This window comes from Streptomyces sp. NPDC001544 (assembly GCF_042894285.1).
Lineage (GTDB): Bacteria > Actinomycetota > Actinomycetes > Streptomycetales > Streptomycetaceae > Streptomyces.
In genome coordinates this window covers 82,246-97,715 of sequence record NZ_JBIAVN010000015.1, presented here as the reverse complement: position 1 = coordinate 97,715, position 15,470 = coordinate 82,246, and the positions used below count along the sequence as shown (strand labels likewise).

Below are 15,470 nucleotides of genomic sequence, written 5' to 3'. Positions count from 1 at the left end.
CCCGGGCGGCCCATGGACGAAGAGCAGACCGCACGACTGACCAGAACCGCCGCCGAGGTGTTCGGCTGGGACACCCTGCTGCCCGAGCAGCTCACGGCCATGGAGTCCGTGCTGGACGGCCGGGACACCCTCGTCGTCATGCCGACGGGATCCGGCAAGTCCGCCGTCTACCAGGTCCCCGGCGCGTTGCTGCCCGGGCCGGTGGTGGTCGTCTCACCACTGCTCGCCCTCCAACGGGACCAGATCGCGGGCCTGCCCGAGGGCGACCGAGCGCCCGGCGCCGTGGCCGTCAACTCCGATCTGACGGCGGCGCAGACCCAGAGCGCGTGGGCGGCGGTGCGCGAGGGCGACGCGCGCCTGGTGTTCCTCGCGCCGGAACAACTGGCCAAGGACGAGGTCGTGGAGCGGCTCGCCGAGACGGGGCCGGCCCTGTTCGTGGTCGACGAGGCACAGTGCGTCTCCTCCTGGGGCCACGACTTCCGGCCCGACTACCTGCGTCTGGAACAGGCGGTACGCCGCGTGGGGCGGCCCCCGGTGCTCGCCCTCACCGCGACCGCGGCTCCGCCCGTACGCAAGGAGATCGTCGAGCGGCTCGGCATGGACCGGCCGCACGTGACGGTCGCGGGCTTCGACCGCCCGAACATCAGGCTGGAGGTACGCCGCTTCCTGGCCGATGACGAGCGGCGCGGCGCGGTCCTCGAGCGGGCGGCCGGGGAACCCAAGCCGGGCATCGTCTACGCCGCGACCCGCAAGGACAGCGAGCACTACGCCCGGGAGCTGGCCTCCCTGGGCTTCTCCGCCGAGGCGTACCACGCCGGACTGCGCGCCGCCGAACGCGCCCGGATCCACGACGCGTTCCTGAACGGGGAGGCGGATGTGGTCGTGGCGACCTCGGCGTTCGGGATGGGCATCGACAAGGAGGACGTACGGTTCGTCCTGCACGCCTCGCTGCCGGGCTCGCTCGACGCCTACTACCAGGAGATCGGCCGCTGCGGCAGGGACGGACAGCCGGCCCTCGCCGTACTCCACTACCGGTCCGAGGACAGCGGCATGCAGACCTACTTCGCCGGCCGCACCCCCGGCCACGACGTCCTGGCCGAGGTCGTGAACGCCGTGCACGACCACCGCGCCGACCCGGCAGGCCTCGACGAGTTGCGCCGGGACACGGGCCGGTCCCGCAACCGGGTCACCGCGGCGGTCAACCTCCTGGAGGAGGCCGGCGCCGTCACCACGGGGGCGGAGGGCGAGGTCCACCCGTCCCCCGGAGCACCGCCGGACACCGCGGTGGAGCGGGCCGAGCGGGCGGCCGAGGCGCACCGGCGCACCGACCGGTCCCGGGTCGACATGGCCCGGGCCTACGCCGAGACCACCGGCTGCCGGCGCCGCTTCCTGCTCGGCTACTTCGGCGAGGAGTACCGGGCGCCGTGCGGAAACTGCGACGTGTGCGACGCCGCCGACGCGCACGCAGCCGGCGGCGAGGAGGACCGCAGCGGCCTCGGGCACCCCGCCGCGTCCGCCTACCCGGTCGGCGCCCAGGTCCGGCACGCCGAGTGGGGCGGGGGCACGGTGCTCAGCGAGGACGGGGACCGCATCACCGTCCTGTTCGACCAGGCCGGCTACCGCACACTGTCCCTGGAGGCCCTCGAAGAACACGACGACCTGCTCACGGTGGTACGGCCACCGGACGGCACCTAGAAGCTCTCGTGGACCACGCCCCGCCGATCTCGCTCAGAGCGCGACGGACGAGCGGTGCCGAGCCCAGGCCTCCTCGCGCAGCTCCGGGGACAGCAGGACGTCCGCCGCGGTGCACGCCAGTGCCTCCGCCGAGGCCAGCAGCACCTCGCGGGCCCGCTCCGAGGCGGCCGCCTCGGCGAACTCCACGGTGTGGTCCGAGCCGTCCTCGCCCATGATCGCGACGAACGGGTGGATGGCGGGCACCCGCGTACTGACGTTGCCGATGTCCGACGACCCCAGATACACCCCGGGCACCGGCGGCGTCAGCACGATCCCCGCCCGGGACAGATGTCCGGCGAACCGGTCGGACAGCACCTCGCTGTCCCGGAAGTGGTCGTAACGCACCGTGGCCCGCCGCACCTCGGCCCGCGTCCCGGTCGCCCGCGCCACGCCCTCGGCGCACTCGCGCAGCTGCCCGATCAGCTCGTCCAGCGCGCGGTCGGTGGCCGCCCGCAGCCCGAACCGCCCCTCCGCGTACTCGGGGACGATGTTCGTCGCCGTGCCGCCCTCGGTGACGATGCCCTGGACGTGGGAGGCCTCCGGCAGGCGCCGGCCCAGCACCGCCAGGACGTTGAACAGCTCGATCAGGGCGGCGAGCGCGTCGATGCCCTCGGCGGGGTTGCCCGTGGGGTGGGCGGCCCGGCCGTGGAAGGCCACCTGGTACTGCACCTGCGCGGTCAGCGGCGCCCGACGCCAGTCGTACACCCCGGGATGGAACATCAGCGCGGCGTCGACGTCGTCGAACAGACCGGCGTCCACCTCGACGGCCTTCCCGCCGCCACCCTCCTCGGCGGGTGTGCCCACGGCCAGCACCGAGCCGGTGGAACCGGCCAGTACGGCGTGCACCGCCAGCGCGGCGCCCAGGCCCGCGGCCGCGATGAGATTGTGGCCGCAGGCGTGGCCGAGCCCGGGCAGGGCGTCGTACTCCAGCAGCAGCGCGACGGTGGGCCTGCCCCGGCCGGAGCGGGCGGTGAACGCGGTAGGCATGCCCGCCACCCCGCGCTCGACGGCCAGACCGGCGCGTTCCAGTTCGCCCGTCAGCAGGGCCGCCGCCCGGTGCTCGGCGAAGGCGTACTCGGGATCGGCGTGCAGCCGCAGGGCGACGTCCCACAGCGCGTCGGCCCGGTCGGCCACCTCCTTGCGGATGTCCTCGTGGACGTCGTCCGGCGTGCGGGCCACGCGGCCTCCTCGGCGTCGGGTGCTTCTCCTGCGTACCGCTGGTACCGCTGCGGGTTCCACCGTCCGGGTGCCGCGACACCCATCGGGTTTCGGCACCCCGGCCGGGTGCAACCCGGGTCCCTGGGGCCACGGCCGTGCGCCGCCCGCGCCAGGAACCGGGGGACCGACATGGGAGGAACGATGGACCACTCGCGGGTGCCCGTGCTGGAGGCGCTGCAGGAGTTCCGGCGCCGTGGAGACGTCGCCTACGGCCCGCCCGGACACAAGCAGGGCCGGGGTGTGGATCCGCGGGTGGCGGAGATCGTCGGGATGGACGTGTTCCGCTCCGACGTGCTCTCCCTCAACGGACTGGACGACCGCCGTCAGTCCCAGGGCGTCATCAGCCAGGCTCAGGAACTGATGGCCGACGCCGTCGGCGCCGAGCAGGCCTTCTTCTCCACCTGCGGCAGCTCCCTGTCGGTCAAGACCGCCATGCTGTCCGTCGCCGGGCCCGGAGAGAAGCTGCTGATCTCCCGCAACGCGCACAAGTCGGTGATCTCGGCCGTCGTCGTCAACGGGGTCGAGCCGATCTGGGTGCACCCCAAGTACGACACCGAGCGCCACATCGCCCACCCGCCGGAGCCCGACGACGTGCGCCGCCGCCTCCAGGAGCACCCGGACGCCAAGGGGATGCTGCTGATCACCCCGACCGACTGGGGGACCTGCGCCGACATCCGGGGCGTGGCCCGGGTGTGCCACGAGTTCGACGTGCCCCTCATCGTCGACGAGGCCTGGGGCGCCCACCTGCCGTTCCATCCCGCCCTGCCGGCCTGGGGCATGGACGCCGAGGCGGACCTGGTGGTCACCAGCGTCCACAAGATGGGCGGCGCCGTCGAGCAGAGTTCCGTCTTCCACCTCCAGTACGACCGGGTGTCGCCCGAGGTCCTCAAACAACGGGAGGACCTGCTCGGCACCACCAGCGCCTCCACCCTGGTGTTCGCCACCCTCGACGGCTGGCGCCGCCAGATGGTCGAGCACGGACACGATCTGCTGGAAGCCGCGCTGCACCGGGCCGAGCGGGTGCGCGCCGCCGCCGCGGAGCTGCCCGGCCTGAGGCCCATGGGCCAGGAGGTCGTGGACGAGGGGCTGGCCGCCGAGTTCGACCCGCTGAAGATCGTGATCGACGTACGGGAGCTCGGTATCAGCGGTATGCAGGCCGCCGAGTGGCTGCGGGCCGAGCGGCACGTCGACGTCGGCGGTTCCGACACCTGCCGCATCAGCGCCTCCATCACCTACGCCGACGACGACGAGACCGAGAAGCTCCTGGTGGACGCCCTGCGCGCGCTCGTCGAAGGCGCCGACTCCATCGAGCGGCAGCCGGCGGTCCATCTGCCCGCGCCCGCCGACCTGGAGCTGGAACAGGCCATGCTGCCGCGCGAGGCGTTCTTCGCCGAGGCGGAGCATGTGCCCGCCGAGCGGGCCGCGGGCCGGATCGCCGCCGAGATGATCAGCCCCTACCCTCCAGGGGTGCCCGCGATCGCTCCCGGAGAGGTCATCACCGACGACGTCCTCGACTACCTGCGCAGCGGCGTCGAACACGGCATGCTGATCCCCGACGCGGCCGACCCGTCGGTACAGACCCTGCGGGTGGTGGCCCGGAAGTGACGTGACCGCGCCGTCGGCCACCCGGCCCGGATGACCGTCCGTCAATTCCCTGCCCCGAAACCGGCAGTCGGTTCCCGCCTCTGGCTTCGCGGACGTACCGGACGGTATACAGACCCCGTCGAACGTGCGAAGGCATCAGGGGGAGGAATCCGATGGCGGGCGATACGCATCCGGGCGGAGCGGCGAGGCGCCGGCGGCGGGCGGTGGTGGGGGCGGCGCTCGCCGGATGCGCCCTCGTCGCCGCTTCCACGACACCCGCCGCCGCAGGCGGAGCCGGCGGACACGATCGCGACACGCGGTACGTGTCCCTCGGCGACTCCTACACGGCAGGCCCCTTCATCCCGCGGCAGGTGGACGCGAACTGCGCGCGGTCCGACCACAACTACCCGTCGATCGTGGCGGCCGAACGGCAGGCGACCGCCTTCGAGGACGTCAGCTGCAGCGGGGCGACGACCGAGAACATGTGGAAGGCGCAGGGCTCCAACGCCCCTCAGCTGGACGCCCTGCGACGGGACACCGATCTGGTGACCGTCCAGATCGGCGGCAACGACATCGGCTTCGGCTCCATCATCGCCACCTGCGCCCGCATCGGCTCCCAGGACCCGACGGGAGACCCGTGCGAGCGCTACTACAGCTCCTCGGGCGTCGACCAGCTGGCGGTGAACATCATGCGGACCGCCCCGAAGGTGGACGGCGTCCTCAGGGCCGTGCGTGCCAGGGCCCCGCACGCGCGGGTGCTCGTCGTCGGCTACCCGGACCTCCTGCCCGACGACGGCAGCGGCTGCTACCCCTCGGTTCCGTTCGCGACCGGCGACTTCCCCTACCTCCGGGACACCGGCAGACGGCTGAATCTGATGCTGCGTCTGGTGGCCGCGTGGAACCACGCCGGGTATGTCGACACCTACGGACCCACCCGCGGGCACGACATGTGCAAGGCGCCCGCGGACCGCTGGATCGAACCACTGCAGCCGGCCTCGCCCGCCGCCCCCGCCCACCCGAACGCCAAGGGCGAGGACGTCATGGCGCGTGCCGTGCTGGCGCGGCTGGACCGGGGGCGTGGCCACGACTGACCAGGAGCCGAGCGGTCCGGCCGGGTGGCTCAGTCGCCCGCCGCCGGAGCGGACGGTGGCAGGGTGGACGGCGCCGGCTGCGACGCGGCGGCCGGTCGCCGCCCGCGCAGGAGCAGTCGTCGGGCGGGACGTTCCACCGCCTCGTACAGGAGCCAGGACAGCCCGAGCGACAGGGCGAAGACGATCGCGGTGACGGCGAGGCCCGCCGGCAGGCCGAAGTGCGGGGACTTGCCCAGCACGTCGGCAGCGGCCCGGATCACCAGAAGGTGGACCATGTAGAAGGCGAACGACAGTTCCCCCAGGCGCACCAGCCGTCGACGCCGCCACAGCGACGGCAGGCCTTGCAGGTCGGCGACGGCCGCGGCCGGGATGAGCAGGGCGAATCCGATGATGGTGCAGGTCGTGGCCGGATAGCCGGCGGTGACCTGGGGGACGAGGAAGTAGCCGATGATCGCCAGGGCGAGTGAGGCCTCCAGACCGGGCCCGCGCCACCGGCCGAGGAGCACCAGGCGGGCGGTCGCGGCGCCGAGGACGAACTCGGGCAGGCGGGCAGCGGGGAAGGAACTGATCGACTGGCTGAACCAGTGGTGTGCCTCCGCACGGGCGAGCACCAGCACCGCCAGCACCGACACCCCGGCCAGGGCCGCCGATCCCCGGGCGCCGAGACGGCGCAGCAGCAGGGCCAGCAGCGGGAAGGCGGCGTAGAAGAAGGCCTCGCAGGCGAGCGACCAGCTGACCGGGTTCAGGGTCTGCCACCACGGACGCCACCACGAGTGGACCAGCAGCACGTCCGCCAGTCCCTGACCCAGCGTCGGCCTCGCCTGATGGGCCAGGGTGCAGGACATGAGCAGCGCCATCGCGACGGTGACCAGGTGCACCGGGTAGATGCGGGCGATACGCCGCCACCAGAAGCCGGGTGCCCGGTCGTCCGGGCGCGCGGACCACGTCAGCACGAACCCGGACAGGATGAAGAAGAACGACACTCCACTGGCCCCGGCCCCGAACGCCCACGTCATGATGCGGCCGCCGGTGCCGCCGAAGTAGCCGAAGTTGTGCACGTGCAGCCCGAACACCAGCAGCGCGGCCACCCAGCGCAGCCCGGTGAGGGAAGGGAGCGAGGGTCTCGAAGCCGACGGTGGGACAGTGGTGGTGGGCTTGGTGGCCGGGGCGGCGGTGGCGGGCGGCGTCCGGGTCGCCGTGGTCGCCGTCATGTAATCTCCTGCCGTTCGACGAACGCTCGGGGCATGAATCGGGGCATGAATGGGAACGTTGCCCATTCGTCCGCGTTCAAGCCGTTCTCGTGCGAAACATCACACCGCCGGGTGTCTATGGTGAGGTGTGATCAGAAGTGAAGCCGCAGCCGCCCGGCAGAGCCGTCGGCCCGGATACAAGGCCGCGGCGGGCGTCTTCGCCGTCGGCATGATGGGCACCACCCTGCCGACACCGCTGTACGGGCTGTACCGGCAGCAGATCGGCTTCTCCGAGCTGATCGTGACGGTCGTGTTCGCCGTCTACGCGGTGGGCGTCATCACCGCCCTGCTGGTCGCCGGCGGCTTCTCCGACGTGCTGGGGCGGCGTCCGATGCTGCTGTGGGCCCTCGCCCTGTCCGGCTTAAGCGCCGTGTGCTTCCTCTTCGAGGGAGGACTGCCACTGCTGTACACCGGCCGGGTGCTGTCGGGTTTCTCGGCGGGCCTGCTGAGCGGCACGGCCACCGCGACCGTCCTGGACCTGGCACCGCCGGGACTGCGGGCCCGCGCCGGGCTGGCGGCGACCGCGGCCAACATGGGCGGCCTCGGCCTCGGCCCCCTCGTCTCCGGCATCCTCGCCCAGTACGCGCCCTGGCCGCTCGTACTGCCCTTCGTCGTCCATCTCGGGCTCCTCGCGGTCGCCGTGGCGGTCACCTTCCTGCTGCCCGAGACCGTGCACCGCTCCGGCCCCCGGCCCCCCCTTCGGCCGCAGGGCATGACCGTGCCGCCCGAGGTGCGGGGGGTGTTCGCGCCCTGCGCCCTCGCCGCCTTCGCGGGCTTCTCCCTGCTCGGTCTGTTCACGGCCGTGGCCCCCGCCTTCCTCGCCCAGACACTGGGTGAGCGCAACCTGGCGGTGACCGGAGCCGTCGTGTTCTGTGTGTTCTGCGCCTCGACCGGCGGACAACTGCTCATGGGACGCGTCGGCGCGCGCAGAGCCCTGCCGTGGGGCTGCCTGGTACTCGTCCTCGGCCTCCTCCTCGTCGGCGCCTCGCTGCTGCTGACCTCCCTGCCGGTGCTGCTCGCGGGAGCGGTGACGGGCGGGGTGGGGCAGGGCATGGCCTTCCGCGCGGGCCTGACCGCGGTGAGCGCCGCGGCTCCCCAGGAGCACCGGGGCGCCACCATCTCGGCGTTCTTCGTCGTCGCGTACGTGGGCATCTCGCTGCCGGTGGTCGGAGTGGGCGCCCTGGCGGTGACCCTGGGGGTGCGCAGCGCCGGCCTGGTGTTCGCGGGATGCGCGGTGCTGCTCGTCGCGGCGGTGGGCACCCGCGTGTGGCGGCACCCGCCCCGGGCTTCGTGACTCCCCATCAGCCGCAGTCGAGCTGCCGGCTGATCCCCGCCTGCCGTGAAGCCGCAGTGCGAAGCGGGGTATCCGCCGTGAATGAAGCGCTGGTGGAAGTGGGTGGGTGCGCCGGTCGTCCTGGGGATCGCAGCGGGCGTGGTCATGACCCTGATCATCGACAGGTCATGGAGCTCTGAACTGGGCCCTCGCTGCCTGATGATGTCGGTCCTCTACATGGCGATCGCGCCGGTTGTGACTCTCTCGCGACGTCGTGCGGAGCAACGGGACCAACAACACTTCCGGGACATCGAGAAGGCGCGGCGCGGACGACGCGGGTGACCGATGGCGGTCCGAGCGGAGCGCCGATCGATGTCGTTCCGCCGGGAACGGGGCGAGACGGGTCAGCTTCTGCGCAGGACCCTGTTCGCGCCCGCCGCGGCAGTGGTGGCGAGCAGCCAGCCCGAACCGACCAGGACGACGGCCGCCCACTGTGTGGCGCCGCGTGCCGTGAAAGCCGGTTGCTGCCCGAAGTCCACGACGGGCAGAAGCAGGTCCAGGGTGTAGATGGCGGGCTGGAAGTCCGGACGCGCGCCGTCGCCGGTGAACCGCGGGGGCCAGGTGGCGAAGACGGCGGTGCCCGCCGCGAAGAGCGCGGCCAGCAGCCACACCGCGCGGGCCGGCCGGTAGCCGTAGCCGACGGTGAGGTCCTGCAGGATGCTCCAGGTGCGGGCGGCCCGGCTGAGGGTGGCGCGGGTGCGGCGCTGCTCGGCCAGCAGCACGGTGCGCGCGTCGGCGTCACGGCCGTGCTGCCGGTAGGTGCTCGCCAACTGCTCGTAGGGCTGGAGGGCGAAGCCGGTGGGGTCCCGGTCCAGCCAGGGGAGCCGTCTGCCGCCGGGCAGGGTGGGGTGCACGCTGTCGTACACGAGGCCTTCCAGGAGCAGCGCGCGCGGCCAGGTCGCGGGGTCGTCCCGTAGCACGCCGACCCGGGTGTGTCTGAGGTCGATGGTGCCGACAGGGGCTTCGCGGGGCTTCAGCGCGAGTTCGGAGGCCGTGGAGCGGCGGCACGTCAGCGCGGTCCTGCCGCTCGGCACGTCGAACAGCGCGTCCTTGAAGCAGAGTTTGGCGCGTACGGTGATGCTGCTGAGCGAGACCCGGCCGTGCGCGGTCAGCCCGTCGCAGCAGTTGAACTCGGCCCCCACCTCTATGCCGTTGGCGCGCAACGCCGGGCCCGTGAGACCGGTCAGGTCGGCGCCTTCGAAATGCGCGGATCCGCCGATCCGGGCGTCGCAGAGGTCCACGGTCCCCCGCGCGGCGAACCCGCCGCGGCAGTCGAAGTTGCCGCCGACGTGGAGGCGTTCGGCCATGAGTGCCGTGCCGTCCGGGCGGTGCAGCCGGGCTCCTCGCAGCACGACGCTGCCGCGCACCGTCGTGTCCCGCAGGTCGAAGCATCCCCGCACCTCGAGTCCCCGGCCCGCCTGGATGTCACCGCCGACCGTGGCGCACAGCAACTCCAGCGCCGGTGCGCCGTGTTCGTCGCCCGTGCCGGCCAGGGTGCTTTCCTCCAGGTGCAGCGATCCGCCGATCGAGGCGCCGTAGAGGCCAATGCCGCCCCGGATCCGTGCGCCGCGCAGAGTGAACGCGTCCCGGATCTGGGCGCTGGTGAGACGGACCGGCCCGGCGCATTCCAGGCCGGCCGCCGTGAAGCCCTCCTCCACGGAGAGGGACTCGGCGTCGATCGCGGGCTGTCCGCCCGAAGCCGTCGTACGCGTGCGGTTCAGTGAGAGCCGAGTGCCCACGCTCAAGGACCGCAGATCGAGCGTGCCGTCGATCGCGCAGTCCGCGAGCACGCACTCCTGATCGATCCGGGCCCCCACCGCGGTGAGTCCGGGCAGGGTGCAGTCCCTGACCTCCAGGGCGTTGAAGCGCCCGCCGTCGAAGCAGGGCGCCTCGTCCAGCCGGCAGGACCGCAGGCGTATCGCCCCCCGCACGTCCGCCTCGGCGAGGTCGAGCCGTCCGGTGATCCGCGTTCCCCGCAGCCGCAGGCGTGCGAGGCTGCCCTGCACCGGGCGGGGTGCGGCGACGAGCAGCCACCGTACGACCTCGGCGCGAACCTCCGGCACGTCCTCGCACCACTGGCCCCGCCGGTACGCCTGCCAGAGCCGGCGCTCATGCGGCTCCCAGGTATCCGGCGGCCTCGCATCCGACACCGAGAGCCTCCCCCTTCCGTCCGGCACTGGTGAAGCACCGCATGGCTACCCGACCCGGAGCGGCCTCACGCCCGCGTCCCCGGGCCGCCGGTCCTCACCAATCGGCGGCCCGAGCCCACGACAACTCCCCCTTGCGTGCCTCCTGTTACCACTTCGTGATGCTCCGGTCCGCCCTTCGGTCGCCGCTTCGGCCGACCGCGCCCGAAGTTCGGTGACATGAGGGGGCGTGAGGGGGGTACGCGGTGCCTCGTTGGCCGTCGCCGGTCTCCTGACGGGCGACGGGATCACCTACTTTCGAAGGGGCGGCATTCATGGCGGCGACTGCGCAGGTGAAGAGGGAGGCGGCCCCGGCCGGGCTGCCGGAGGTCGCCGACCCCTCCAAGGTCGCCCCGCGGGACGCCCGGGAGCTGTCCCGGCTGTTCTTCGACGAGCTGGCGGTGCTGGAGGAGGGCACGCCCGAGTACAGCTACGCGCGCAACACGCTGATCGAGATGAACATGTCCCTCGTCCGCTTCGCTGCGGGCCGGTTCCGCAGCCGCGGCCCGGAGGAGATGGAGGACATCGTCCAGGTCGGCATGATCGGACTGATCAAGGCGATCGACCGGTTCGACCTGTCCCGCGAGGCCGAGTTCACCTCCTTCGCCGTGCCCTACATCGTCGGCGAGATCAAGCGGTTCTTCCGCGACACCTCCTGGGCCGTGCACGTACCCCGGAGGCTGCAGGAGGCCCGGGTGCAGTTGGCGAAGGCCACGGAGGAACTGCGCAGCAGGCTGGGACGGACGCCGACGGTCAAGGAACTGGCGACGCTGATGTGCCTGTCCGAGGACGAGGTCGTCGAGGCCCGGCTGGCGGCCAACGGCTACAACTCCTCCTCCCTGGACGCCGCGATCAACAGCAGCGAGGACGGCGAGACCGCACTGGCCGACTTCGTCGGCGCCGAGGACACGGCGCTGGAACTGGTGGAGGACTTCCATGCCCTCGCACCCATGATCGCCGAGCTGGGGGAGCGGGACCGGCAGATCATCCACATGCGGTTCGTGGAGGAACTCACCCAGGCGCAGATCGGTGAACGCCTCGGCATCTCCCAGATGCACGTCTCCCGGCTGCTGTCCCGCACCCTGGCGAGGCTGCGCGAGGGCATGCTCGCCACCGGCTGACGTCTGCGAAGGAGCCGACCGTGGCGCGGGTCGAACCCGCGCCACGGGTGTGACGCAGACCACTTTCCTGGCTGTCACATCGGGGCGAGCGCTTCCGTCAGAGAGGTGTCCCCCTCGATGACGACACAGGAGCCACCATGGAAGCTCGTCTGAACCTCTTCGCCAACCCGGTCGCGGGCAAGTTCGCGCGGTACCTCAACTCGGCGGGCAAGGTGGTGTCGGACTCGGCACTGCCGGCCGCGACACAGGAACTCGTGAAGATCCGTGCCAGCCAGATCAACGGCTGCGGATTCTGCACCGACATGCACACCAAGGACGCCGCGCACGCCGGGGAGACCGCCACCCGTCTGCATCTGGTCGCGGCCTGGCGCGAGGCCAAGGTGTTCACCGACGCCGAGCGCGCGGCGCTGGAGCTGACGGAGCAGGGCACCCGCATCGCCGACGCCGCCGGTGGTGTCACGGACGAGGCCTGGGCGAACGCCGCCAAGCACTACGACGAGGACCAACTCGCCGCCCTGGTGAGCCTGATCGCCCTGATCAACGCCTACAACCGCGTGAACGTCATCGTCCAGTTGCCCGCCGGCGACTACCAGCCCGGCCAGTTCGGCTGAGGAGGAGCTCCCCACCTCGGCGCCGGGAACCCGCCCGTGCGCCGCTGGGGCCCCGCAGGCCGTCGCACACCCCATGAACACCACGCGAGTGTGGCCGGATTGCTCGTCTGACCGGCGTTCGAACCCGACGATACTCAGGGGCTGGGCAATCCGTCCCAATCCCCTCGTTCGGAGGCCGTCCATGCCCCAGAACAGAGTTTCCACCGCCGCCGTGCTCGACGCCTGGCTGTCGGGCGCCGAGAGCGCCTACGGGCAGGCCAACCCGGCCGGGCCGCTCTACGTCGGCGGCAGCGCGGCCGAGGCCGCGCTCACCGACCCGAGCGACTCCCTCTACGGCTTCTGTTCCAGCCCGAGCGGGTCGCACGGCAGCTGGTGCTGCTGATCACCTGAGGCACTTCCAGAAGGACGCGAGCGCGGGGAGCCGCACGCCGAGCCACGACCGGTCGCGCGGTTCCCCGTGCTCCTTTCGGTACCAGGAGGGTGGACGGTGAGCGGACCGGTGCCGGTGAGGCCGGACGGAAGCGACGAGCAGCAATGGTTCGACCGACCCGTGCGGGCCATCGCCCGCCCGTGGCGTGAAGAGCTGGCCCGGCGGCTGGCGGCGATGCCCGGCCTCGGCCGGGAGGAGCGGGACACGATGCTGGACGCCGGAGACAGCGCCCTGCGCAAGTCCCTGCACGCCAAGCTGTCCCGCCTGTTCCTGATCGAACTGCACGCGCTGCACATGGTGGCGGGCGGCGGCAGGTCCGCCGAGGGCCCGGGGCCCGGCTCAGACACGCAGACGTGGGCCGCGTTCATCGAACAGGCCGGCGAGGACGGCTATCTGGACCGGCTCGCCGACCGGTACCCGACCGTGGGGCAGCGGATCGCGTCGGTGGCGCGGCTTTCGGTGGCGGCGACGGCCGGTTTCGCGCAGCGCCTCGCCGCGGACCGTGAACTGCTGCGGCCGCTCCTGGGCGGCCCTGCGGGCGACGTGCGTGCCGTGACGTTCGGTGCGGGTGACACCCACCGGGGCGGACTGACGGTCAGCCGGGTCGACTTCGCCGGCGGAAGCGTCATGTACAAGCCGCGGCCGTCCGGCACGGATGTGGCGCTGGGCGCGCTGCTCGACGACCTCTACGCGGACTTCCCCGGCGCACCGGCGCCGGACCAGCGCATCCGCGTGCCGCGCACGCTGGCCCGCGACGGCTACGGCTGGGCCGAGTTCGTCCGCCACCGCTACTGCGCCGACGACGCCGAACTCGCCGTGTTCTACCGGGGCATCGGACACTGGCTGGCCGTCCTCCGCTTCACCGGCGGCACCGACATGCACGCCGAGAACATGATCGCCGAGGGCCCCGTGCCGGTGATCGTGGACGCCGAGACACTCTTCGACGCCCCGGCGCCCTTCCCGCCCAGCGGCCGGGGAGACGCGGTGGACGTGGCGGCGGCGGCCATCCGCCGCACGGTCCTGCGCACCGGACTGCTGCCCGTACGCGGCACCGGCTTCGCCCTCGGCGGGGTCGACATCTCCGGGGTCGGGGCACTGCCGGGCCAGCAGCCGCTCATCCCGAACCCGGTGATCGCGGACGGTGGCACCGCGGCGGCCCGCTTCCAGGTCGACCTGGTGGCGATGCCCGCCACGGGCAACCACCCCAGCCCCACCCCGGTGCTGAGCGCCTACTGGGACCGGATCCTGGCCGGCTTCCGGGAGATGACCGCGCACCTCCACCGGCCCGGCACCGATCCGTACCGGCTGCTGCGCCGTTTCGAAGGCGTCCGGGCACGTCGCATCCTGCGGCCGACGCAGGCGTACGTCGACATCGGCCGCATGCTGTGGCACCCGGCGTCGTTGCACGACGAGGCGGCGGCCGTCGAACGGGCCCGGGACATCCTGCGGCGCAACGCCGAGGTGCTGCCCGGCGCCCCGACCGAACGCGCGGCCGTCGACGGCGAGATCGCGGACCTCCTGGTCGGCGACGTACCGATGTTCACCTTCACCGTGGACGCGGCGGCCGTACGGTCCACCGTCGAGGACTGGCGCACCGCCGACCTGGCGCTGGAGGAGTCGGTGATCCAGGACGCGCTGGTGGGCGCCTACCTCAACGAGCGTTCGCTGCCCCAGCGGGTGCAGGCCGCCGCCCACGACCCGCACGCCCGTGACCGGGAGCGGCGCCGCCGTGACCTGGCGGCGCGGATGGTGCGGCGGCTGTGCGACGGGGCGGTGCGCGGCGACGACGGTACGGTCACCTGGATCAGCCCCGTCTTCGCGCCCGCCGGGTGGTCCATCAGGGTGCTGCCCGCCGACCTCTACACCGGGCAGGGCGGCGTGGCGCTGACCCTCGCGGAGTACGTCACCGAGGTGCGGGCCGGACGGGCGGACGAGGTACCGGGCGTCACGGAGACCTTCGAGGGTGCGCTGCGGGTGCTGACCGGCACCGAGGACAGTACGCCGACGCCGTCACCCGGGGCGTTCAGCGGTGCCGCGTCCCAGGTGTGGACATGGCTCGCGCTGCACCGGGTGCTCGGCGAGGACCGGCTGCTGCGGCGGGCCGCCGACAGAGCCCTGCAACTCACCGCGGGCAGCAGGCTGGTCGAGGACGACATCGAGGTGGACCTCCTCAACGGGGCGGGCGGCGGCATCGTCCCCCTGCTCGACCTGGCCGCCGCGACGGGACAGGACCGCTGGCTCGACGCCGCCGCGCACATCGGCCGCCGGCTGACCGGGCTGGCCACCGTCGACGAAGGCGGCGCCCGCTGGACGACCAGGCTCAACCCCGAGGGCATCGGCGGCTTCGCCCACGGCGCCACCGGCATCGGCTGGGCGCTGACCCGGCTCGCCCTCAGCGACGCGGGTACCGCGGCCGAACGGCGTGGCTGGGCACACCTCGCCGAGCGGGCGTTCGCCTTCCAGGAGTCCCTCTACCTGCCCGAGCACGGCAACTGGCTCGACGTCCGCGTCGGCGCCGAGGAGGACTTCTTCACCAGCTGGTGCCACGGCAGCGCGGGGATCGGCATCGGCATGCTCGACCTGTACCGCCGCGCGGGCGATCCCGCACACCTCGGCATGGCCGAGCGAGCAGCGCACGCCTGCGCCGCCGAGGGCTTCGGCTGGAGCCACACCCTGTGCCATGGCGACCTCGGGCTGTGGGAGTTCCTCACGGCCATGAACCACGGTGACCCCCTCGCCCTCGACGCCGAGATCCTCACCGGCCTCGAACAACGCGGCCCGGTCGGCGGCCTGGCCCGTGAAGCGTTCTCCCCCAGCCTCATGTCCGGTCTGGCGGGAGTCGTGCACACCCTGCTGCGCATGCACCCCGCGGCGGAGCTGCCCGATCCTCTCCTCCTCGAGTGACCTCGGCG

12 protein-coding genes are annotated in these 15,470 nt (G+C 72.7%); 9 read left to right on the top strand and 3 right to left on the bottom strand.

Going from position 1 to position 15,470, the window contains the following annotated elements; all coding sequences use genetic code 11:
* Positions 1–12 precede the first annotated feature (12 nt).
* The gene (locus ACFY0F_RS30205) at positions 13–1,695 is read left to right on the top strand and encodes a RecQ family ATP-dependent DNA helicase (RefSeq protein WP_388801101.1); all 1,683 of its coding nucleotides are present in this window, start codon (positions 13–15) and stop codon (positions 1,693–1,695) included.
* A gap of 33 nt (positions 1,696–1,728) precedes the next feature.
* Here the strand turns inward: ACFY0F_RS30205 and ACFY0F_RS30200 are convergent, their stop codons facing one another.
* A complete protein-coding gene (locus ACFY0F_RS30200; protein ID WP_388801098.1) occupies positions 1,729–2,913 on the bottom strand; it encodes an amidohydrolase in 1,185 nt (394 codons plus the stop codon).
* Between the two features lie 180 nt (positions 2,914–3,093).
* Here ACFY0F_RS30200 and ACFY0F_RS30195 point away from each other — a divergent pair, with 180 nt between their 5' ends.
* Positions 3,094–4,557, top strand: a complete 1,464-nt coding sequence (locus ACFY0F_RS30195) for an aminotransferase class I/II-fold pyridoxal phosphate-dependent enzyme (RefSeq protein WP_388801095.1) — start codon at positions 3,094–3,096, stop codon at positions 4,555–4,557.
* Between the two features lie 152 nt (positions 4,558–4,709).
* Complete coding sequence (locus ACFY0F_RS30190; protein WP_388801092.1) at positions 4,710–5,627, top strand: SGNH/GDSL hydrolase family protein; 918 nt, start codon at positions 4,710–4,712, stop codon at positions 5,625–5,627.
* Between the two features lie 29 nt (positions 5,628–5,656).
* On the opposite strand, the gene ACFY0F_RS30185 is transcribed toward ACFY0F_RS30190, so the two are convergent.
* The gene (locus ACFY0F_RS30185; RefSeq protein WP_388801090.1) at positions 5,657–6,838 is read right to left on the bottom strand and encodes an acyltransferase family protein; all 1,182 of its coding nucleotides are present in this window, start codon (positions 6,836–6,838) and stop codon (positions 5,657–5,659) included.
* Between the two features lie 130 nt (positions 6,839–6,968).
* Here ACFY0F_RS30185 and ACFY0F_RS30180 point away from each other — a divergent pair, with 130 nt between their 5' ends.
* Together ACFY0F_RS30180 and ACFY0F_RS30175 are read left to right on the top strand one after the other, a co-directional pair.
* On the top strand, positions 6,969–8,171 hold the full coding sequence (locus ACFY0F_RS30180) for an MFS transporter (RefSeq protein ID WP_388801367.1): 1,203 nt from the start codon (positions 6,969–6,971) through the stop codon (positions 8,169–8,171).
* Positions 8,172–8,252: 81 nt separating this feature from the next.
* Positions 8,253–8,492 carry a hypothetical protein gene (locus ACFY0F_RS30175; RefSeq protein ID WP_388801087.1) on the top strand — a complete coding sequence of 80 codons (240 nt, stop codon included), beginning with the start codon at positions 8,253–8,255 and terminating at the stop codon, positions 8,490–8,492.
* A 62-nt stretch (positions 8,493–8,554) separates the two neighbouring features.
* Here ACFY0F_RS30175 and ACFY0F_RS30170 read toward each other — a convergent pair whose 3' ends face one another.
* Positions 8,555–10,360: a hypothetical protein gene (locus ACFY0F_RS30170; protein ID WP_388801084.1), complete on the bottom strand. Its 1,806-nt coding sequence runs from the start codon at positions 10,358–10,360 to the stop codon at positions 8,555–8,557.
* Between the two features lie 311 nt (positions 10,361–10,671).
* Between ACFY0F_RS30170 and ACFY0F_RS30165 the strand changes: the two genes are divergently transcribed.
* From ACFY0F_RS30165 to ACFY0F_RS30150, 4 genes are all read left to right on the top strand, one after another.
* A complete protein-coding gene (locus ACFY0F_RS30165; protein WP_388801081.1) occupies positions 10,672–11,517 on the top strand; it encodes an RNA polymerase sigma factor SigF in 846 nt (281 codons plus the stop codon).
* A 137-nt stretch (positions 11,518–11,654) separates the two neighbouring features.
* Positions 11,655–12,128 carry a carboxymuconolactone decarboxylase family protein gene (locus tag ACFY0F_RS30160; RefSeq protein WP_388801078.1) on the top strand — a complete coding sequence of 158 codons (474 nt, stop codon included), beginning with the start codon at positions 11,655–11,657 and terminating at the stop codon, positions 12,126–12,128.
* Between the two features lie 181 nt (positions 12,129–12,309).
* The gene (locus tag ACFY0F_RS30155) at positions 12,310–12,510 is read left to right on the top strand and encodes a DUF6229 family protein (RefSeq protein ID WP_388801075.1); all 201 of its coding nucleotides are present in this window, start codon (positions 12,310–12,312) and stop codon (positions 12,508–12,510) included.
* Between the two features lie 105 nt (positions 12,511–12,615).
* A complete protein-coding gene (locus tag ACFY0F_RS30150; RefSeq protein ID WP_388801072.1) occupies positions 12,616–15,462 on the top strand; it encodes a type 2 lanthipeptide synthetase LanM family protein in 2,847 nt (948 codons plus the stop codon).
* Positions 15,463–15,470 lie beyond the last annotated feature (8 nt).

Bases quoted from the DNA above. Each gene is read 5' to 3' on its own strand.
- ACFY0F_RS30205 (WP_388801101.1), top strand. From the start codon at position 13: ATGGACGAAGAGCAGACCGCACGACTGACCAGAACCGCCGCCGAGGTG.
- ACFY0F_RS30195 (WP_388801095.1), top strand. From the start codon at position 3,094: ATGGACCACTCGCGGGTGCCCGTGCTGGAGGCGCTGCAGGAGTTCCGG.
- ACFY0F_RS30190 (WP_388801092.1), top strand. From the start codon at position 4,710: ATGGCGGGCGATACGCATCCGGGCGGAGCGGCGAGGCGCCGGCGGCGG.
- ACFY0F_RS30185 (WP_388801090.1), bottom strand. From the start codon at position 6,838: ATGACGGCGACCACGGCGACCCGGACGCCGCCCGCCACCGCCGCCCCG.
- ACFY0F_RS30175 (WP_388801087.1), top strand. From the start codon at position 8,253: ATGAAGCGCTGGTGGAAGTGGGTGGGTGCGCCGGTCGTCCTGGGGATC.
- ACFY0F_RS30165 (WP_388801081.1), top strand. From the start codon at position 10,672: ATGGCGGCGACTGCGCAGGTGAAGAGGGAGGCGGCCCCGGCCGGGCTG.
- ACFY0F_RS30160 (WP_388801078.1), top strand. From the start codon at position 11,655: ATGGAAGCTCGTCTGAACCTCTTCGCCAACCCGGTCGCGGGCAAGTTC.
- ACFY0F_RS30155 (WP_388801075.1), top strand. From the start codon at position 12,310: ATGCCCCAGAACAGAGTTTCCACCGCCGCCGTGCTCGACGCCTGGCTG.